Consider the following 18,232-nt stretch of genomic DNA (forward strand, 5'->3'; position numbering starts at 1 on the left):
CGGACGGGAACGACTGGTCGGAGGGGCCGTCATGGCGCAGCACGCACAGCAACTGGTCGACGCGGTGGAGGGACTGATCGGCCGTCCGATCCCGCTGCGGGTCCGCGCCTGGGACGGCTCCGAGGCCGGCCCGTCCGGAGCCCCCACCATCGTCCTGCGCAACCGCCGCGCCCTGCGCCGGCTGCTCTGGTCCCCGGGCGAGCTCGGCCTGGCCCGCGCCTACGTCTCCGGGGACCTCGAAGTCGCCCCCGACACCGACCTGTACGAGGTGCTGGCCGCCGTCTCCTCCTTCGCCGAGGACCGGGACGCCCCCCGCCCGCAGGTCGGCCCCCGCCAGTACCTCGGCGCCCCCGGCCGCCGGCTGCTCGGCACGGCCCTGCGGCAGGGTCTCCTCGGCCCGAACCCGGCGCCCCCCGCCGAGGAGGTCGGGCGCCGCCGCGGCCGGCTGCACAGCCGCCACCGGGACCGCGCCGCGATCAGCCACCACTACGACGTCGGCAACGACTTCTACCGGCTCGTCCTCGGCCCCACCATGGTCTACTCCTGCGCCTACTGGGAGCCCGCCGCCAAGAGCCTGGAGGACGCCCAGACCGCCAAGCTCGACCTGATCTGCCGCAAGCTCGGCCTGCGCCCCGGCACGCGCCTGCTGGACGTCGGCTGCGGCTGGGGCTCGCTGGTCCTGCACGCCGCCCGCCACTACGGCGTCGAGGCGGTCGGGGTCTCCATCTCCACCGAGCAGGTCGCGCTGGCCCGGCAGCGGGTCGCGGAGGCCGGTCTCGCCGACCGGATCGAGATCCGGCTCCAGGACTACCGGGAGATCCCCGACGGCCCCTTCGACGCCATCTCCAGCGTCGGCATGGCCGAGCACGTCGGCTCCGCCCAGTACCTGGTCTACGCCCGCCACCTGTACGGCCTGCTCGCCCCCGGCGGCCGCCTGCTCAACCACCAGATCGCCCGCCGCCCGCTGCCGCCCGGCGAGGCGTACCGGCTCTCCCCCTTCATCGACCGCTACGTCTTCCCCGACGGCGAGCTCTCCCCCGTCGGCACCACGGTCTCCCGGCTGGAGCAGGCCGGCTTCGAGGTCCGCGACGTCGAGGCCCTGCGCGAGCACTACGGCCGCACCCTGCGCGAGTGGGTCGCCAACCTGGAGGCGCGCTGGCCCGAGGCCGTCGCCCTGGCCGGCCGCGGCCGGGCCCGGGTCTGGCGCCTCTACATGGCCGCCTCCGCCGTCTCCTTCGAGCAGAACCACATCGGCGTCAACCAGGTCCTCGCCGTCCGCCCCACCCCCGTCGGCGGCTCCGGCCTCCCCCCGACCCGCCCCGAGTGGCTCGCCGAGTCCGCCGAGCCCGCTGAGCAGCACCGTCCGGAGGAGGCCCGGGATACGGATTTGGGAGATCGGCCGTCGGTCCGCTAATCTTTCAGTGCGGCAAGGGCCTATAGCTCAGACGGTTAGAGCGCTTCCCTGATAAGGAAGAGGCCACAGGTTCAAGTCCTGTTAGGCCCACCGGCGCGAAGGCCCCGATCACCTGGTGATCGGGGCCTTCGACGTGTTCCGCCCCGTAACCTCCCGCCCGCCCGCTCGTTATGCCCGGTGCGCAGAGGCAACACAGGGTGAGCTGACTCGAAACTGATGTGAAGTCGGGGATGGCCGGGCGACAGAACCGGCCATTGGGTGACGTGGGACGTAACGCGACCTCTGCTCCGGCCGGCGGATGATCCGGCCCCGCCCGCCCCGGGCGATCGGGCGGTTCCCACGTCATGTCTTCTTCCACCCTGTGAGGCACTCCCATGTCCATGGAAGCCGCGCTGCTCGAATCCAGGACGCTCCGAAGCGGCCTGTGCGAGCGCACCGAAGTCCTCGACGAGGTCAAGGCCCTCGTCCTGCTGCCCGACGGGCTGTACGTCACCACGCGGATGGTGGCGGACTACTTCGAGGTCGGCGAGAACATCATCCGAGCGGTGGTCCGACGCCACCGGCAGGAGCTGGAGAGCAACGGGTACACCGTCCTCAAGCCTGTGGATAACTTCGAGGACCAGAGTTACAAGAAGTACTTCTGGCAGGTCAGCGGCCCGCAGGAGGCCGACCGGCAGTCCGGTGAGGCCGGGCGACCGGCGTACCCGGCCGAGGACCCCGAGGACCAGAGTTTCATGATGAAACTCTGGCAGGTCAGCGGTGCCGAAGGAGGTGAAGGGAGCCCCCGCGCGGAGGCCCCCCGCTGGTCCCCGCCTGTGGACAGCCCCTACGGCCGTCCCCAGGGCGGCGGCAACGGCGTCGCCCTCTACTCGCGGCGGGCCGTTCTGAACGTCGCGATGCTGCTGCGCGACAGCGAGGTGGCCCGGCGGGTGCGCGGGCGGCTGTTGGACGCGGTGGAGGCGGCGGCGCGGCCGGTGGTGGTGCCGCCGGTGGTGCACGCGTTCCGGGCGCGGCCGTGGCGGCGGTGGAGCGAGCTGCGGTGGGACGAGTACGAGGCGGGGCGGCGGGACCCGGCGGTGGAGGACTGGCGGCGGCGGATCGACGGGATGGAGCCGTTCGAGTCGCACCGGCCGGGGGAGTTCGAGCCGGTGGTGCCGGGGTACGCCGAGGAGCCGGAGTTCGCCTTCACGGCGGAGGACCTGCCGGCCGTAGTCTCGGGGCTGGTGGTCTCGGCCGGGTCGATCGAGCGGCGGCTCGACGCGCAGGGGCTGCTGACCACCGCGCTCGGTGAGCGGACCTCCCGGCAGGAGGCCCGCCTGGACGGGCTGGACACCCGGCTGGACGTCCTGTCCGCGGACGTGCGGGCGGTCCGGCGCGAGCTGGCCCGGCTGCGGCGGCGCAAGCGGTAGCCGGTACGCGGTGGCCGGTAGCCGGTCGCAGGAGTACGGGGGCGCGTCGTCGGGCGGGAACGGCGGCGCGCCCGGGCGCGTTCTCGGGGCATGGGGTTCTTCTGGGCGATGAGCCTGCCGGGCCTGGTCTGCGCGCTGGTGGCGCTGGCCTGCGTGGACCAGCTCGCGCTGCGGGCGCGCCGGAGCCGCTGGGTGCCCTGGCGCGGGACGGGGCGGGAGGGCCAGGTCTCGGCGACCGGGTTCGAGCAGCTGCACGCCCAGTTCGCGGCCGGTAAGCAGGCCGAGCTGGAGCAGCGGAGGACCACGCTGATGCTCCGGGACGAGGAGGGCGATGCCGCTCCGCCGCGTTCGACGGTGGACCTGGACGGCGGGGTCGCGGTGATCCGGGCCGAGCGTTCGCAGTCGGACGATCGTACTGATGTCGGTGGGTCAAAGCCGGTGGCGGATCGGTCGGTTGGCGGTGGCGGGGGCCGCTCTTGAAGGGGTTACCGGTGTGTATCATCGGCCCCAGGGCGGTCTGCACCCTGGCCGCTGGTTCGTGCTCCTACATCCAAGTAAGCAAGAAGGACGAGGTCCCGCGGTGAAGAAGCTTCTCCTGGTCGCCCTGGTCGCCCTCGGCGGCTTCTTTGTCTACCGTCAGGTCCAGGCGGACCGTGCCGAGCAGGACCTGTGGACCGAGGCGACCGACCCGGTCCCCGCCGACCGCTGAGCGCCGACTGACGAAGTCTTTCTCGGACCGGCCCGCGGAGCACGGGCCGCGGCCGGTCCGAAACCCGCGTGGGCGGCTGCCCGGGAGCGGGTAGGCTGTCCCCGTTGCTCGGGGCCTTAGCTCAGTTGGTAGAGCGCTGTCTTTGCATGGCAGATGTCAGGGGTTCGACTCCCCTAGGCTCCACAGTCGACGAACGGCCCCCGACCTGGTGAACAGGTCGGGGGCCGTTCGCGTGCCCGGGGACTTCCGGGGCGGGGTCAGTGCGGCTTGCGCGGGTCGTGCGGCTTGGGGTGGTCGTCGTCGGCGTGCTCGTCCTCCGACCGGGAGGCGACCTCCGGGTCGGCCGGTGCGCCGGGCTCGTCGAGCGGGACGGAGCCGTTGAGCACCGCGCCGCCGACCGTGCCGCCCACCGGGCCGCCGGCCGCGCTGCCGGGAGCGGTGGGCGCCGTGGAGTCCGCGGCGGCCGTGGTGCCGGTGGCGGCCGTGCCGGAGGGGACGGGGGAGAGGGTGGGCGCGGCAGCCGGAGCCGGGGGCTCGGTCAGCCACTCGGGGTTGTTCTGCTTGCGGTACCACTGCCAGGCCAGCACGCCGGTGCCGATGGCCAGGGTGCCGGCCACCGCGAGGGCGGTGGCCCAGCCGTTGCGGTGCTGCTTCTTGGCGTTCTTGGCGGCCAGCTTGCTGATCTCGGCGGAGCTGACGTGGCCGTGCAGGGCGGTGACCGCGGCGGCGCCGCGGGTCTGCGCCTCCAGGGCGATCGGAGTGATGTTCTCCTTGGCGGCCTGGAAGGTCTCGGTGACCTTGGGCACCACGGTGGCCCGGGCCTGTCCGGCGGCCTGGCCGGCCGACAGCTTGGCGGTCAGGGCGGCCTCCTGGGCCCGGTGTGCGGCCCGGAGCGCGGCCTTCTGGGTCTCCGGGGGGAGGCTGGCGAAGGCGTGCTCCAGGTGCGGTGCGACGTACTTGGCGTACTGCACCCGGGCGGTGTGCGCGGCCTGGCCGGCTCCGACCTTGGCCTGGGCTCCGGCGGCGGCGGCCTTGGGGCCGAACGCCTCCAGCTTGGGGCCGAGCAGCTGCTTGGCCTCCTCCGCGTAGTGCAGCGCAGCCTCCTTGGCAGAAACGGCGTAGGGCGCCACGGCGTCCTTCGCCCGTCCGGCGGTCTCGCGCGCGGTGTCCGTACGGCTCACGGGCTTCTCCTTCTCGGCGGGTGTCCGGCGTCCGGTACGCACCTTTCCACCTGCTAGGAGATCATGCATCGGGCTTGCCGACCGGGCACCTCCGGCTGAGCCGTCCGCGAGCCGCGTGGGATGATTCATCAGATAGTCAGGCAAGAGAGAAGAAGGTACTGCTGTGGCCGAGGAACTCACCGCCACCCTGAAGACCAACCGCGGTGACATCGTGGTCAAGCTCTTCCCGAACCACGCGCCGAAGACCGTCGCCAACTTCGTGGAGCTGGCCGAGGGCACCCGCGAGTGGAAGAACCCGGAGACCGGTGAGCTGGCCGCCGCGCCGCTGTACGACGGCACGGTCTTCCACCGGGTCATCGAGGGCTTCATGATCCAGGGCGGCGACCCGCTGGGCAACGGCACCGGCGGCCCGGGCTACAAGTTCGGCGACGAGTTCCACCCCGACCTCTCGTTCGACCGCCCGTACCTGCTGGCGATGGCCAACGCCGGCCCGGGCACCAACGGCTCGCAGTTCTTCATCACGGTCGCCCCGACCAGCTGGCTGAACCGCAAGCACAGCATCTTCGGCGAGGTCGTGGACGAGGCCAGCCGGAAGGTCGTGGACGAGATCGCCACCACCGCCACCACCAAGCCGTACGACCGCCCGGTCGAGGACGTGGTGATCGAGCAGGTCGTCGTCTCGCGCGGCTGATCCGCACCCGGCCGCCCCGCGGGGCGGCCCCCGCGCGCCCGTGCGCGCAGTAGCCTGGGCGGTCCCGGCGGTGCCCCGTTCCGTACGGCGGGGGGCGGCGCCGGGACCGTTTCGTTGAGGAGGGACAGCGGCGATGCATCCGGAGGAGCCCGTGCGGCCGACGTCGGCGGACGGCCGGGGGAGCGGGTTGCCCCGGTGCCACCGGCACCCCGAGCGGGAGACGGGGGTGAGCTGCACCAGGTGCGGGCAGCCGGTCTGCCCGGAGTGCATGGTGCCCGCCTCGGTGGGCTTCCAGTGCCCGGACTGCGTGCGGGGCGAGGCCGGGCAGCAGGCCCGGCAGCAGCCCCGGACCACGGCCGGCGCGCTGCTGACGCTCGGCGACGGGGCGCTGGTCACCAAGGTGCTGATCGGCGTCAACCTGCTGGTGTTCCTGCTCACCGAGTACGTCGACCGGGTCTGGCAGTTCCGGCTGGGGATGGGCAGCGGGGCGGACGCGTTCGGGACGCGGATCGGCGTGGCCGAGGGCCCGGGCCAGTGGTACCGGCTGGTCAGCGGGATGTTCGTGCACGCCGGGGTGATGCACATCCTGATGAACATGTTCTCGCTCTGGGTGCTCGGCCCCCAGCTGGAGCGGGTGCTGGGCCGGTGGCGCTTCCTCGCCCTCTACCTGCTGTCGGGGGTGGCGGGCAACGCGTTCGGCTACCTGCTGGACGGGGCGGACATGTTCTCGGTCGGCGCCTCCGGGGCGATCTTCGGCCTGCTGGGCGCGACCGCGGTGCTGTTCCGGGCGAACCGGGTGCCGATGCAGCCGGTGATCGCGCTGCTGGTGGTCAACCTGGTGCTCACCTTCACGCTGAACAACATTGACTGGCGGGCCCACCTCGGCGGCCTGGTGGCCGGGGTCGCCATCGGGGCCGGGATGATGTCCGCCCCGCGGGAGCGCCGGAGCCTGGTGCAGGGGCTGGCGCTGGCCGGGGCGGTGGCGGCGATCCTGCTGATGCTGCTGGTCGGGACGGCGCGCCTGCCGGGGTGAGGTTGTGCACAGTCGGCGGGTGCCGGGGCGCGCCCGTCGATTGGATTTCCCGGCTCTACGCGCGTTATCCTGCTGCGTTGCGAGTTATCCACAGGCTGGGCGGAGTTTTCCCCAGTGTGGACAACCCTGTGGATAAACGTTCGGACGCTCCCGTCGGGGTCCGGCCCGCCCCGGCCGCGGACAGCCCGGACACCGCCCCGGCGCGCTGTCCGGGGCGGTGCGGGTGGATCAGGCCGGGTTCCGCCGGGCGGGCGGAGCCGGCGTCACTTCCACTGGGTGGAGACGCCGAAGCCCGCCGCGATGAAGCCGAAGCCGGCCAGGATGTTCCAGTTGCCCCAGCTGCTGATCGGCCAGTTGCCGCTGGTCACGTAGTACGTGACGATCCAGACCAGGCCGACCAGGAAGAACACCAGCATCAGTGGTGCCACCCAGCTCCGGCCGGAACTGATCTTCACGGCCGTCGCGGTGCTCGGGGGCGGCGTGTAGTCGGCCTTCTTGCGGAGTCGAGACTTCGGCACGAGGGGCTCTCCTGTCGATGCGCTGTGACCGCGCGGGTGGGTCAGCGTGGGCGGGCGGCAAATGGCGGGCCGGTCCGTACGGTTGATCCTCCGCACATGCCACCGGCGTCCGTTAGCGTAGTGGCTCGCCGGGTCGTAAGGAGATAAGGGTACGGTGCCTGATTCCACGATTTCTTCGCCCTCCCCGGCTTCGGGGCCCCGTCGTGGGCGAATTGTCGGATGTGCCCTGACCTGCACCGTCTTCGCGCTCGCCGGGCTGCTGTTCTACGTCAGCGCGCAGACCGCGCACGGCACCGACCTGCGCACCGACAACTCGCTGCTGAAGCTCAGCGACGTCATACAGCAGCGCTCCACCCAGAACCAGCAGCTGGCGGAGCAGGTCTCCGCCGACCGGGACCGGGCCGACCGGCTGGCCCGGGAGCAGGGGCAGAGCCCGGACGACGCGGCCCGGCTGGCCGAACTGCAGCGGGCCGCCGGGCTGGACCCGCTGCGCGGGCCCGGGCTGACCGTCACCCTGGACGACGCCCCGCCGAACGCCACCGCCCGCATCCCCGGCGTCCCCGAGCCCGGCGTCAACGACCTGGTGATCCACCAGCAGGACATCCAGGCCGTGGTGAACGCCCTGTGGCGGGGCGGCGCGGAGGGCATCCAGGTGATGGACCAGCGGCTGATCTCCACCAGCGCGGTGCGCTGCGTCGGCAACACCCTGCTGCTCCAGGGCCGGGTCTACTCGCCGCCGTACGTGATCCGCGCGGTGGGCCGGACGGAGGCGCTGCGCGCCGCGGTGGACGCCGACCCGACCATCCGCAACTACCTGGGCTACGTGACCGCCTACGGGCTGGGCTGGAAGGTCCAGGAGAGCGGCGAGCTGACCCTGCCCGGGTACACCGGCTCCGTCGACCTGCGCTCCGCGGAGGCCCCCTAGCGCCCTAGCGCCCTAGCGCCCTAGCGCCCGCCCGCCCGCGCGTCCGGTCCCGGCCGGGACCCGCCGGGACCGGCGCGGACCCGGCCAGGACCTGACCGGAACCCGTTCAGGATTCGTCCGGAATCCGCCCCGGACCCGCCGCGACCGCCCTGTTGCGCGGATACCCTCCTGGGCCGGGCGGACGGGCGTCTACGCTTGTGCCGACCCGAAACACCGAGGAGCACCATGTACGGCTGGATCTGGCGGCATCTTCCGGGCCCCGCGCCGGTCCGTGCGCTGATCGCCCTGCTGCTCGTCCTCGGGGTGGTCTACGTCCTGTTCCAGTACGTCTTCCCGTGGGCCGAGCCGCTGCTCCCCTTCGGGAACGTGACGGTGGACCAGGGCGCCGGCGGCTGAGACCGGCACCGTTCCGACTCCGTCCGTCCCCCGACGCACCCGTACCCCAGGAGTAGCGATGACCCCCGCCGGCCGAGCGCCCCGGATTCTCGTGGTCGACAACTACGACAGCTTCGTGTTCAACATCGTCCAGTACCTGTACCAGCTGGGCGCGGTCTGCGAGGTGGTCCGCAACGACGGGCTGACCGTGGCCGACGCCCGGCCGCGGGCGGGCGAGGAGGGCTACGACGGGGTGCTGCTCTCCCCCGGGCCCGGCACGCCCGAGGAGGCCGGGGTGTGCGTGGAGATGGTGCACCACTGCGCCCGGGTCGGGCTGCCGCTGTTCGGGGTCTGCCTGGGCCTGCAGTCGATCGCGGTGGCGCACGGCGCGGTGGTCGGGCGGGCGCCCGAGCTGCTGCACGGCAAGACCTCGCCGGTGCTGCACGAGGACGGCGGCGTGTTCGCGGGCCTGCCCTCGCCGCTGACCGCCACCCGCTACCACTCGCTGGCGGTCGACCCGGAGACCGTGCCCGCCGAGCTGGTGGTCACCTCGCGCACCGACAGCGGCGTGATCATGGGCCTGCGGCACCGCGAACTCCCGATCGAGGGCGTCCAGTTCCACCCGGAGTCGGTGCTCACCGAGGGCGGCCACCGGATGCTCGCCAACTGGCTCGCCGCGTGCGGCTTCCCGGAGGCGGTGGGCCGCTCGGCCGGGCTCGCCCCGGTCATCGGACGGAGCTGACGCCGGTGACCGCCGTGCGCCCGGAGGGGGGCGTCCCCGAGGAACTGGGGGAGCCGGGGGACTGGAGCGTCTACGAGACCCCGGCCGAGCAGACCCTGAAACTGCGGCTGCCGCCCGCCCCGGCGGCCGAGCCGGTGCCCCCGCCGACCGGCGACCGGGCGGCCCGCCGCCGGGCCGCGGCCGGCTCGTCCGGCCTGCGCGCCCCGGGCACCGGGCGCCGCCGGGCCACCGGGCGGCCCGCCGGGCCGCGGCCGCCGCGCCCGAAGGAGCGCAAGCGGGTGGTGCTGGCCCGGCTGGTGGGGGAGCTGTTCATCACCCTCGGCGCGGTGATGCTGCTGTTCGTCTCGTACCAGCTGTGGTGGACCAACGTGCTGGCCGACCGGGACGCCGGGGCCGCCAGCAGCAAGCTGGAGCAGCAGTGGGCCCAGCAGCCGGCCGCCCCGACCGACGGGGGCGCCGCCCCCGCCCCGCAGCCCACCGCCTTCCAGCCCGGGCAGGGCTTCGCCATCATCCACGTGCCGAAGCTGGGCCTGGACTACCCGATCGCCGAGGGCACCGACAAGCAGAAGGTGCTCGACCACGGCCTGGTGGGCCACTACGCGGGCACCGCGATGCCGTCCGACCAGCAGGGCAACTTCGCGGTCGCCGCGCACCGCACCACGCACGGCCAGCCGTTCCGGAAGATCGGCCAGCTGGTGCCGGGCGACAAGATCGTGGTGGAGACCGCGACCGCCTACTACACGTACGAGGTGGCCGGCGGCATCCCGGAGACCCCGCCGACCAATGTGACGGTGCTCCAGGCGGTCCCGAAGGGCTCGCCGTTCACCGGGCCGGGCCGCTACCTCACCATGACGACATGCACGCCGGAGTTCAGTGCCCGGGGAAGGCTGATCGTCTTTGGCAAGATGGTCGAGGAACGGCCGAGGAGCCAGGGCCAGCCGGAGGCGCTGACCGGGCGACACTGAGCAGCGAGGCACGGCACCATGGGCACAGCCATGCGGGGCGGTCGTAGGCGGCGCGGACGGGCGGCGGTGGCCCTGGGGCTGCTGGGGGAGCTGCTGATCACCCTGGGGCTGGTGCTGGCGCTGTTCGTCGGGTACTCGCTGTGGTGGACCGACGTGCTGGCCGACCGGACCGCCGGGCACGCGGGGGACCGGCTGCGGCAGACCTGGGGCGTCCCGGCCGCGCCCCCGGCGGACGGCGCGGCCGCCGCGCCGGTGCCGCAGTACGCGGCGGGGGACGGGGTGGGCTTCCTGCACGTGCCGGCCCTCGGCCGGGGCGACCAGACGCTGATCCGGATGGGCACCACCGCGGAGGTGCTCAACGAGGGCGTGGCCGGGGTGTACGAGGAGCCGTACCGCTCGGCGATGCCGTGGGACGCCGAGGGCAACTTCGCGCTGGCGGCGCACCGGGACGGGCACGGCGCCAAGTTCCACGACCTGGACAAGGTCGCGGTCGGCGACCCGGTGGTGGTGGAGACCCGGGACGCCTGGTACGTCTACCGGGTCGCCGGGACGCTGCCGCAGACCTCCAAGTACGACGTGGGCGTGGTGGCGCCCGTCCCCGAGGGCTCGCCGTTCACCGGGCCGGGCCGCTACCTGACGCTGACCACCTGCACGCCGGTGTACACCTCCCGCTACCGGATGGCGGTCTGGGCCCAACTGGTCCGGGTCGACCCGGTGGACGCGCGGCGCACCCCGCCGCCCGAGCTGCGCTGACCGCCGCCGGGTGCCGGAACGGCCGAGGGGCCGCGCCGTTCACTGCGAACGGTGCGGCCCCTCGGCGTGGTCCCGGGCGCCGGTGCTACGGCTTCGGGTCGTTGGACTTGTCCGGCGCCTGCGTGAACAGGGTGACCTTGTCACCGGGGTTGAGCGGGGTGCCCGCCGGGACGTTGGTGTTGACCACGGTGCCGTTGGGGTCCTGCGAGCCGACCAGGGCGTAGCTCAGGCCGAGCTTGGTGAGTTGGTTGATGGCGTCGCTGACCTTGACGTTCTGCAGCGGCGGCATCGTCACCTTGTCGGCCTGCTTGCCCACCACCAAGGCCACCTGGCCGCCCTGCTTGAGCTGGCCGTTCTTCGGGTTCTGGTCGAGGACCTGGCCCACCTGGGTGCTGTCGGTGACGGGCTTGGTGGTGATCGTGAAGTTGAGCTTGGCCTCGGTGAGGGCCTGGGTGGCCTCGTCCTGGGCCTTGCCGACCACGTTCGGCACGTTGACCTTCTGCTGGCCGGAGGAGACCGTCAGGGTGACCGTGGCGCCCGGGGCGGCCTTGCCGGTGACGTCCTGCGAGACGACCTTGTCCTGGTCGATCTTGTCGTCGTTGGCGTAGGTGGTCTTGACGTCGAAGCCCTTGTCCTTGAGCGCCTTGGTCGCGGCGTCCTTGGCCTGGCCGGTGACGTCCGGCACGTCGACCTGGGCCGCGGCGGCGGCCAGGTGCACGGTGATCGTGCCGGAGGCGGACATCTGGCCGGCCGCGGCGGGCTCCTGGGTGCAGACCTGGTCCTTCTGGACCTTGGTGTCGGCGCAGGTGGCGGCCGGGTCGCCGGCGACCACCTTGAGGGTGGCGTTCTGCGCCTTCGCCGCGTTCTCCGCGTCGGCCAGGCTCAGCCCGGCCAGGTTCGGGACGGTGGTCTTCCCGGCGGCCTTGTCGCCGGTCTTCACCATGGACTGCACCACGAAGAACGCGCCGACCAGGACCAGCACCGCCGCGACGGCCAGCACGATCCAGGAGGTGTTGCTCTTCTTCGGCTGCTCCTCGCGCCGCCGGCTGCCGCGACCCTCGTAGCCGCCGTCGTCCCCGCCGCCGTAGCCGCCGTCCTGGTAGCCGCCGTACGGGGCGGGCTGCTGGTTGCCGACCGGCGGCAGCACGGTGGTCGGGCCGCCCTGCTGGGGCAGCACGTTGGTCTGGCCGTACGGGTCGTACTGCCCGCCGCCCTGGTCGTAGCCGTAGCCGTAGCCGGCCGCACCCATGCCGTAGGCCGCCTGCTGGGCGGCGTTCACCGGCAGGCCGTCGAGGAAGCGCTCGATGTCGTCGCGCATCTCGTCGGCGGACTGGTAGCGGTAGTCGCGCTCCTTGGCCAGCGCCTTGAGCACGATCGCGTCGATCTCGGGGCGGACCTCGGGGTCGTAGGAGGACGGCGGGGCGGGCTCCTCGCGGACGTGCTGGTAGGCCACCGCGACCGGCGAGTCGCCGACGAACGGCGGCCGGACGGTGAGCAGCTCGTACAGCAGGCAGCCGGTGGAGTACAGGTCGGAGCGGGCGTCGACGGTCTCGCCCTTGGCCTGCTCGGGGGAGAGGTACTGGGCGGTGCCGATGACCGCGGAGGTCTGGGTCATCGTCATGCCGGCGTCGCCCATCGCGCGGGCGATGCCGAAGTCCATCACCTTGACGTTGCCCTGCCGGGTCAGCATCACGTTGGCGGGCTTGATGTCGCGGTGCACGATGCCGGCCCGGTGCGAGTACTCCAGGGCCTGCAGGATGCCGATGGTCATCTCCAGCGCCCGCTCGGGCAGCAGCCGCCGCCCGGTGTGCAGCAGTTCGCGCAGGGTGGAGCCCTCGACGTACTCCATCACGATGTACGGGATGGAGATCCCGTCGATGTAGTCCTCGCCGGTGTCGTAGACCGCGACGATGGCCGGGTGGTTGAGCGAGGCCGCGGACTGCGCCTCGCGGCGGAACCTGGCCTGGAAGGAGGGGTCGCGGGCCATGTCGGTGCGGAGGGTCTTCACGGCCACGGTGCGGCCGAGCCGGGTGTCGTGCCCGAGGTACACCTCGGCCATGCCACCGCGCCCGAGGACGCCGCCGAGTTCGTACCTGCCGCCTAGGCGACGAGGCTCTTCCATATCTCCGACCCTCTCCCCCACCGGCAGGTGAGGATGTGACGTAGGTGTCCCCGCACGCTCTCTTCGGACGCGGCGGCCGCCGCCGCGGTTGCACGGCTCCGGCCACGGTCTCCGGCTGCGGGTACACCCGCTGCTGGCGGATACGCTACCGGGCCGACCTGGGCGGGCCCGCGCGGACCGTCAGCTGAGACCGGACCGATATCGACCAGGACCGTCCCATTGTGACAATTCCGGCCGCCGATCGAGGACCGGCGGCCGGAATGTGACGCATGCGACCGGGCCGCTCCGCAGCCCGCTTCCCGGGCCCGGTCGCCGGGCCTACTTGCCGAGGGCCGCCTGCATCATCGACTTGGCGATCGGCGCGGCCAGCGAGCCGCCGGAGATCTCCGAGCTCTGCGCCGCGCCGTCCTCGACCACCACCGCGACCGCGACCTGCTTGCCGGCGGAGTCCTTCGCGTAGGAGACGAACCAGGCGAACGGCTTGCCCGCGTTGTCCTGGCCGTGCTGCGCGGTGCCGGTCTTGCCGCCGACCGTCACGCCCGGGATGGCCGCCTTCTTGCCGGTGCCCTCCTTCACCACGCCCTCCATCAGCTGCTGGAGCTTCTGCGCGGTGTCCGGCGAGACGGCCTGGCTCAGCTGGTGCTCGGAGTGGGTGGAGATGGCGTGGCCCGCCGAGCCCTCCTGGGCGACCAGGTAGGGCTGCATCAGCGAGCCGTTGTTGGCGACCGCCGCGGCCACCATGGCCATCTGCAGCGGGGTGGCCCGGGTGTCGTGCTGGCCGATGGCGTCCATCGCGGTGCCGTCGGGGGAGGAGCCGCTGGGGTAGTAGCTGGCGGCGGCCCGGACCGGGACGTCCAGCTTGTCGTTGTTGAAGCCGAACTTCTCGGCCTGCGCGCGCAGCGCGTCCTTGCCGAGCTCGGCGCCGATCTTGCCGAACACCGTGTTGCACGAGATGGCCATCGCCGAGGCGAGGGTGGCGTTCGTGCAGGGCTCGTCGGGGCTGTCGTTGACCAGCGGGGTGCTGGTGCCCGGCAGGATGTACGTCTCCGGGGTGTCGGTGGTGTCCGTGGGGTTCTTGAACTTGCCGGTCTCGAACGCGGTCGCCGCGGTGACCAGCTTGAACGTCGAGCCGGGCGGGTAGGTCTGGCGCAGCGCCCGGTTCAGCATCGGCTGGTTCGGGTCGTTCTGCAGCGCCGTCCAGGCCGCGGAGTCGCTGTCGCCGCCGCCCGCGAAGGTGCCCGGGTCGTAGGACGGGGTGGAGACCAGCGCCAGGATCGCCCCGGTGCGCGGGTCGATCGCCACCGCGGCGCCCTTGCGGTTGCCCAGGCCCTCGAAGCCGGCCTTCTGCACCTTCGGGTCGATGGTGGTGACCACGTCGCCGCCCTGCTTGGGCTTGCCGGTCAGCATGTCCAGGGTGTTGCGGAAGAACAGCCGGGAGTCGGTGCCGGAGAGCACCGGGTCCTCCAGCTTCTCCAGCTGGCTGGAGTCGAAGATCTGCGAGGAGTAGCCGGTGACCGGCGCGTACATCGGCCCGTCCACCCAGGAGCGCTTGTACTTGTAGCGCAGGCCGTTGACGAAGTCGGACTTGGTGACGGGCTGGCCGGCGACGATGATGTTGCCGCGCGGGTAGGCGTACCGGTCGTACTTCACCCGGTCGTTGTGCGGGTTGCCCGCCCAGGCCGAGGCCTGCACGCCCTGCACCCAGTTGACCCGGACCATCAGCGCCAGCACCAGGACCAGGCAGAAGATCGACACCCGGCGGATCGGCTTGTTCACGAGGACGCTCCCCTGCTCTGGTCCGGCGCGCCGTACCCGGGCGGCCCGTACCGGTCGGGACCGGCCGGCTCCGGGATCGCCGGGGCCGGCTCGGCGGTCGGTTCGGCGGCCGGGCGGCGGGCGGTGTCGCTGATCTTCATCAGGATGGCGATCAGCGCCCAGTTGGCCACCACCGAGGAACCGCCCTGGGCCAGGAACGGCATGGTCATGCCGGTCAGCGGGATCAGGCCGGTGACGCCGCCCGCGACCACGAACACCTGGAGCGCGAACGCCGAGCTCAGGCCGACCGCGAGCAGCTTGCCGAACGGGTCGCGGGCGGCCAGCGCGGTGCGCAGGCCGCGCTGCACGACCAGGCCGTACACCAGGAAGATCGCCATCAGGCCGGTCAGGCCCAGTTCCTCGCCGAACGAGCCGAGGATGAAGTCGCTCTTCGCCGCGAACTGGATCAGCCAGCTGCGGCCCTGCCCCAGGCCGGTGCCGATGGTGCCGCCGGAGCCCAGCGACATCAGGGTCTGGCCGATCTGCTCCGAGGACTGCTTGGGCGGGTGCGGCCCGAACGCCGCCATCGGGTCCAGCCAGGCGTTGATCCGGGTCTTCACGTGCGGCTCGCTGGTGGCCACCACCGCGGCGCCGCCGAAGGACATCAGCAGACCGAAGACGATCCAGCTGGTCCGCTCGGTGGCCACGTACAGCATCACCACGAACAGGCCGAAGAACAGGAAGGACGAGCCGAGGTCGGTCTCGAACACCAGGATCAGGATCGACAGCAGCCAGACCACCACGATCGGCCCGAGGTCGCGGCCGCGCGGCAGGTACAGGCCCATGAACTTGCGGCTGGCCAGCGCCAGGGCGTCCTTCTTCACCATCAGGAAGCCGGCGAAGAAGACGGTCAGGATGATCTTGGCGAACTCGCCGGGCTGGATCGAGAAGGACCCGAAGCGAATCCAGATCTTCGCGCCGAAGTTCGCGTCCTGGGACGGGAAGAAGGCTGGCGCGGCCAGCAGCACCAGCGCCACCACCATCGAGATGTAGGTGTAGCGCTGCAGGATCCGGTGGTCCTTGAGCAGCCACATCACGCCAATGAACAGCGCGATGCCCAGGCCCGACCACATCAGCTGGTTGGTGGTCGCCGGGTAGTTGTTGCGCAGCAGGTCGCCGGCCTTGTCGAGCCGCCAGATCATCACCAGGCCGAGCCCGTTGAGCAGCGTCGCCAGCGGCAGCAGCAGCGGGTCGGCGTACGGGGCGAAGCGGCGCACCGCCAGGTGCGCGAGGCCGGCCAGCACGCCCAGGCCCAGGCCGTAGGCCAGGATGTTGGCGGGCAGCGTGCCGTCCATCGCCAGGCCCACGTTGGCGTACCCGAAGACCGGGACGGCCACCGCGAAGGCCAGCATCAGCAGCTCGGTGTTGCGCCGGTTCGGCACGGTGTCCGGGGTGCCGCGGCCGGTGGCGCGGCGGCGCCCGGTGGCGGGCGTGCGGCCGCCGCTCACGTCGAAGGTGCTCATGCCTGTGTGAAACCCCCCGGGTTCGCCCGCGGCCCTACCGGGCCGGGCAGGACGCGGCGAGCTGCTGCTCCTGTTCGGTCAGCGGCGGCGCGGACGGCTCGGTGCCCTCCCCGGTGGCCGGGGCGGTCGTGGACTCGGCGACCTTCTTGCAGACGGCGGCCTGCGCGCGCAGCGCGTCGACCTGCTTCCGGGCGTCGGCCAGGCCGTCGGCCTGGATCTTCTTGGCCACCTGGTCCTGCTGGTAGGCGGGCAGGTACTTGAGTTCGACGTCGGTGAACGGCTGGTAGACCGAGCTGAGCTCGATGCCGGCCAGGTTCTGGTCGAGGCCGCGGTAGACCGCGACGTGGCCGTCCTGGACGCCGACGTAGTACTGGTCCTGGCTCCACTGCCAGGCGAAGAACCCGCCGGCGCCGAGCACCGCGAGCACCAGCACGCCGATCAGGGTCAGCTTCAGGCCGCGCTTCTTCTTCCGGTGCTCGGCCGGGGCGTCCTGGTCGAACTCCTCGCCGGCCGCGCCGTAGCCGCCCTCGCCGGCCGCGAAGCCGGCCCGGGTGAAGTCGTCCGCCGGGGCGCCGTAGCCCTCGGGGGGGCCGAAGTCGCCCGCGGGGGCGCCGTAGCCGGGCTGCTGCTGCTCGTAGCCGCCCTGGTAGCCCTGGGCCGGGCCGAAGGCGCCCTGCGGGGCCGGGCCGCGACCGAGGCCGGCGGCGCGGCCGGCCGGGGTGTCCAGCAGCTGCGGGTCGTTGTAGTGGTGCGGCTGGTTCTCGGCGACCGCGCCGACCACCACCGGGGCCTCGACGGCCTGGCCGCTGAGCTGGTCGGTGGCGCCGACGTCGATCACGTCGGCGACGATGCAGGTGATGTTGTCCGGGCCGCCGCCGCGCAGCGCCAGCTGGATCAGCTCCTGGACGGTCTGCTCGGGCGCGTAGTAGCTGCCGAGCGTCTCCTCCAGGGTCTGGTGGCTGACCGGGCCGGACAGGCCGTCGGAGCAGATCAGGTACCGGTCGCCGGCCCGGACCTCGCGGATCGACAGGTCGGGCTCGACCTGGCCGCGGCCGTCCAGGGCGCGCATCAGCAGCGAGCGCTGCGGGTGGGTCTCGGCCTCCTCGGCGGTGATCCGGCCCTCGTCGACCAGCCGCTGCACCCAGGTGTGGTCCTGGGTGATCTGGTCGAGCCGGCCGTCGCGCAGCAGGTAGGCCCGGGAGTCGCCGATGTGCACCTGGCCCATCCGCTGGCCGTCCCAGAGCAGCGCGGTGAGGGTGCAGCCCATGCCCTCCAGCTGCGGGTCCTGCTCGACCATCTGCCGCAGCCGCTCGTTGGCGGTCTGCACCGCCTCGTTGAGCAGGCTCAGCAGGTCGGCGCCGGGGTGCGGCTCGTCGAGCCGGACGATCGAGCCGAGGACCTCGGAGGAGGCGACCTCGCCGGCCGCCGCCCCGCCCATGCCGTCGGCCACCGCGAGCAGCCGGGGCCCGGCGTAGCCGGAGTCCTCGTTCCCTTCACGGATCAGGCCCTTGTGCGAGCCGGCGGCGAAGCGCAGCACGAGACTCATGCTGTCCGGGCCCTCCTTCGGGTGGAGCTGGTCCTCATGCGCTGACTACTTCCGCAGCTCGATGACGGTCCTGCCGATTCGGATCGGCACGCCGATCTGGAGCGGCGTCGGCGTGGTGAGCCGCTGCCGGTCGAGATAGGTGCCGTTGGTGGAGCCTAGATCCTCCACCGTCCACTGCCCAGCCTGATCGGGGTAGATCCTGGCATGGCGGGAGGAGGCGTAGTCGTCGTCCAGGACGATGGTGGAGTCGTGCGCCCGGCCCAGCGTGACGGTCTGGCCCTGCAGGGCGACGGTCGTCCCGGCCAGCGACCCCTGGGTCACCACCAGGTGGGTGGGCTGGCCGCGGCGCTGCCGGGCCTGCGCCTGCTGGGCGGCCGGGGCGGGCTGCCCCTGCGGCCCGCGGCCCGTCGCGGCCTGGGCCGGCGCGGGGGCGGGGGAGCGCTGGGCGGTGCGCGCGGCGCCCTTGGTGGTGAACAGGTCGCTGCGGATCACCTGCACCGCGACGATGACGAACAGCCAGAGGACGGCGAGGAAGCCCAGCCGCATGACCGTCAGGGTCAGATCAGACATA

Annotated in this window: 18 protein-coding genes and 2 tRNA genes; 13 read left to right on the forward strand and 7 right to left on the reverse strand. The window is 72.5% G+C overall.

What is annotated here, in order from left to right; genetic code table 11:
• Positions 1-31 precede the first annotated feature (31 nt).
• The 6 genes from QMQ26_RS18190 to QMQ26_RS18215 all read left to right on the forward strand — a co-directional run bounded on the left by QMQ26_RS18190 (position 32) and on the right by QMQ26_RS18215 (position 3,715).
• A complete protein-coding gene (locus tag QMQ26_RS18190) occupies positions 32-1,414 on the forward strand; it encodes an SAM-dependent methyltransferase (RefSeq protein ID WP_282206370.1) in 1,383 nt (460 codons plus the stop codon).
• Between the two features lie 16 nt (positions 1,415-1,430).
• Positions 1,431-1,504, forward strand: a tRNA-Ile gene (locus tag QMQ26_RS18195).
• A 284-nt stretch (positions 1,505-1,788) separates the two neighbouring features.
• The gene (locus tag QMQ26_RS18200) at positions 1,789-2,823 is read left to right on the forward strand and encodes a hypothetical protein (RefSeq protein WP_282206371.1); all 1,035 of its coding nucleotides are present in this window, start codon (positions 1,789-1,791) and stop codon (positions 2,821-2,823) included.
• Between the two features lie 90 nt (positions 2,824-2,913).
• Complete coding sequence (locus QMQ26_RS18205; RefSeq protein ID WP_318552253.1) at positions 2,914-3,303, forward strand: DUF6191 domain-containing protein; 390 nt, start codon at positions 2,914-2,916, stop codon at positions 3,301-3,303.
• A gap of 100 nt (positions 3,304-3,403) precedes the next feature.
• Positions 3,404-3,532, forward strand: coding sequence for a DLW-39 family protein (locus tag QMQ26_RS18210; RefSeq protein ID WP_282206372.1), 129 nt, complete (start codon positions 3,404-3,406; stop codon positions 3,530-3,532).
• 110 nt (positions 3,533-3,642) lie between these two features.
• Positions 3,643-3,715 (forward strand) — tRNA-Ala (locus tag QMQ26_RS18215).
• Between the two features lie 74 nt (positions 3,716-3,789).
• Here QMQ26_RS18215 and QMQ26_RS18220 read toward each other — a convergent pair.
• The gene (locus QMQ26_RS18220) at positions 3,790-4,713 is read right to left on the reverse strand and encodes a DUF5324 family protein (RefSeq protein WP_282206373.1); all 924 of its coding nucleotides are present in this window, start codon (positions 4,711-4,713) and stop codon (positions 3,790-3,792) included.
• A 163-nt stretch (positions 4,714-4,876) separates the two neighbouring features.
• Between QMQ26_RS18220 and QMQ26_RS18225 the strand changes: the two genes are divergently transcribed.
• Together QMQ26_RS18225 and QMQ26_RS18230 are read left to right on the forward strand one after the other, a co-directional pair.
• Positions 4,877-5,404 (forward strand): peptidylprolyl isomerase, encoded by a 528-nt coding sequence (locus QMQ26_RS18225; protein ID WP_100837213.1) that lies wholly within the window; start codon positions 4,877-4,879, stop codon positions 5,402-5,404.
• A gap of 226 nt (positions 5,405-5,630) precedes the next feature.
• A complete protein-coding gene (locus tag QMQ26_RS18230; protein WP_282206374.1) occupies positions 5,631-6,437 on the forward strand; it encodes a rhomboid family intramembrane serine protease in 807 nt (268 codons plus the stop codon).
• Positions 6,438-6,700: 263 nt separating this feature from the next.
• On the opposite strand, the gene crgA is transcribed toward QMQ26_RS18230, so the two are convergent.
• Positions 6,701-6,955: a cell division protein CrgA gene (crgA, locus tag QMQ26_RS18235; protein WP_100837211.1), complete on the reverse strand. Its 255-nt coding sequence runs from the start codon at positions 6,953-6,955 to the stop codon at positions 6,701-6,703.
• Between the two features lie 154 nt (positions 6,956-7,109).
• Here crgA and QMQ26_RS18240 point away from each other — a divergent pair, with 154 nt between their 5' ends.
• From QMQ26_RS18240 to QMQ26_RS18260, 5 genes are all read left to right on the forward strand, one after another.
• Positions 7,110-7,880: a DUF881 domain-containing protein gene (locus QMQ26_RS18240; protein WP_404814143.1), complete on the forward strand. Its 771-nt coding sequence runs from the start codon at positions 7,110-7,112 to the stop codon at positions 7,878-7,880.
• 225 nt (positions 7,881-8,105) lie between these two features.
• Positions 8,106-8,276 carry a hypothetical protein gene (locus QMQ26_RS18245; RefSeq protein ID WP_014137037.1) on the forward strand — a complete coding sequence of 57 codons (171 nt, stop codon included), beginning with the start codon at positions 8,106-8,108 and terminating at the stop codon, positions 8,274-8,276.
• 58 nt (positions 8,277-8,334) lie between these two features.
• Positions 8,335-8,997 (forward strand): aminodeoxychorismate/anthranilate synthase component II, encoded by a 663-nt coding sequence (locus tag QMQ26_RS18250; protein ID WP_100837209.1) that lies wholly within the window; start codon positions 8,335-8,337, stop codon positions 8,995-8,997.
• 5 nt (positions 8,998-9,002) lie between these two features.
• Positions 9,003-9,962, forward strand: a complete 960-nt coding sequence (locus QMQ26_RS18255) for a class E sortase (protein WP_282206375.1) — start codon at positions 9,003-9,005, stop codon at positions 9,960-9,962.
• An 18-nt stretch (positions 9,963-9,980) separates the two neighbouring features.
• A complete protein-coding gene (locus tag QMQ26_RS18260) occupies positions 9,981-10,715 on the forward strand; it encodes a class E sortase (protein WP_282206376.1) in 735 nt (244 codons plus the stop codon).
• An 85-nt stretch (positions 10,716-10,800) separates the two neighbouring features.
• Here QMQ26_RS18260 and pknB read toward each other — a convergent pair whose 3' ends face one another.
• The 5 genes from pknB to QMQ26_RS18285 all read right to left on the reverse strand — a co-directional run bounded on the left by pknB (position 10,801) and on the right by QMQ26_RS18285 (position 18,231).
• Positions 10,801-12,837, reverse strand: a complete 2,037-nt coding sequence (gene pknB / locus QMQ26_RS18265; RefSeq protein ID WP_282206377.1) for a Stk1 family PASTA domain-containing Ser/Thr kinase — start codon at positions 12,835-12,837, stop codon at positions 10,801-10,803.
• Positions 12,838-13,155: 318 nt separating this feature from the next.
• Positions 13,156-14,613 (reverse strand): penicillin-binding transpeptidase domain-containing protein, encoded by a 1,458-nt coding sequence (locus QMQ26_RS18270; protein WP_100837205.1) that lies wholly within the window; start codon positions 14,611-14,613, stop codon positions 13,156-13,158.
• Positions 14,610-16,115: an FtsW/RodA/SpoVE family cell cycle protein gene (locus QMQ26_RS18275; RefSeq protein ID WP_100837204.1), complete on the reverse strand. Its 1,506-nt coding sequence runs from the start codon at positions 16,113-16,115 to the stop codon at positions 14,610-14,612. The genes QMQ26_RS18270 and QMQ26_RS18275 overlap by 4 nt, the downstream gene beginning before the upstream one ends.
• 34 nt (positions 16,116-16,149) lie before the next feature.
• Positions 16,150-17,661, reverse strand: coding sequence for a PP2C family protein-serine/threonine phosphatase (locus QMQ26_RS18280; protein ID WP_282206378.1), 1,512 nt, complete (start codon positions 17,659-17,661; stop codon positions 16,150-16,152).
• Positions 17,662-17,706: 45 nt separating this feature from the next.
• Positions 17,707-18,231, reverse strand: a complete 525-nt coding sequence (locus QMQ26_RS18285; protein WP_100837202.1) for an FHA domain-containing protein FhaB/FipA — start codon at positions 18,229-18,231, stop codon at positions 17,707-17,709.
• Position 18,232 lies beyond the last annotated feature (1 nt).

The organism is Kitasatospora fiedleri (genome assembly GCF_948472415.1).
Lineage (GTDB): Bacteria > Actinomycetota > Actinomycetes > Streptomycetales > Streptomycetaceae > Kitasatospora > Kitasatospora fiedleri.

Coding starts and splice junctions, on each gene's coding strand:
- QMQ26_RS18260 (WP_282206376.1), top strand. CDS start 9,981: ATGGGCACAGCCATGCGGGGCGGTCGTAGGCGGCGCGGACGGGCGGCG.
- QMQ26_RS18275 (WP_100837204.1), bottom strand. CDS start 16,115: ATGAGCACCTTCGACGTGAGCGGCGGCCGCACGCCCGCCACCGGGCGC.
- QMQ26_RS18190 (WP_282206370.1), top strand. CDS start 32: ATGGCGCAGCACGCACAGCAACTGGTCGACGCGGTGGAGGGACTGATC.
- QMQ26_RS18280 (WP_282206378.1), bottom strand. CDS start 17,661: ATGAGTCTCGTGCTGCGCTTCGCCGCCGGCTCGCACAAGGGCCTGATC.
- QMQ26_RS18200 (WP_282206371.1), top strand. CDS start 1,789: ATGTCCATGGAAGCCGCGCTGCTCGAATCCAGGACGCTCCGAAGCGGC.
- QMQ26_RS18250 (WP_100837209.1), top strand. CDS start 8,335: ATGACCCCCGCCGGCCGAGCGCCCCGGATTCTCGTGGTCGACAACTAC.
- QMQ26_RS18245 (WP_014137037.1), top strand. CDS start 8,106: ATGTACGGCTGGATCTGGCGGCATCTTCCGGGCCCCGCGCCGGTCCGT.
- pknB (WP_282206377.1), bottom strand. CDS start 12,837: ATGGAAGAGCCTCGTCGCCTAGGCGGCAGGTACGAACTCGGCGGCGTC.
- QMQ26_RS18285 (WP_100837202.1), bottom strand. CDS start 18,231: ATGTCTGATCTGACCCTGACGGTCATGCGGCTGGGCTTCCTCGCCGTC.
- QMQ26_RS18205 (WP_318552253.1), top strand. CDS start 2,914: ATGGGGTTCTTCTGGGCGATGAGCCTGCCGGGCCTGGTCTGCGCGCTG.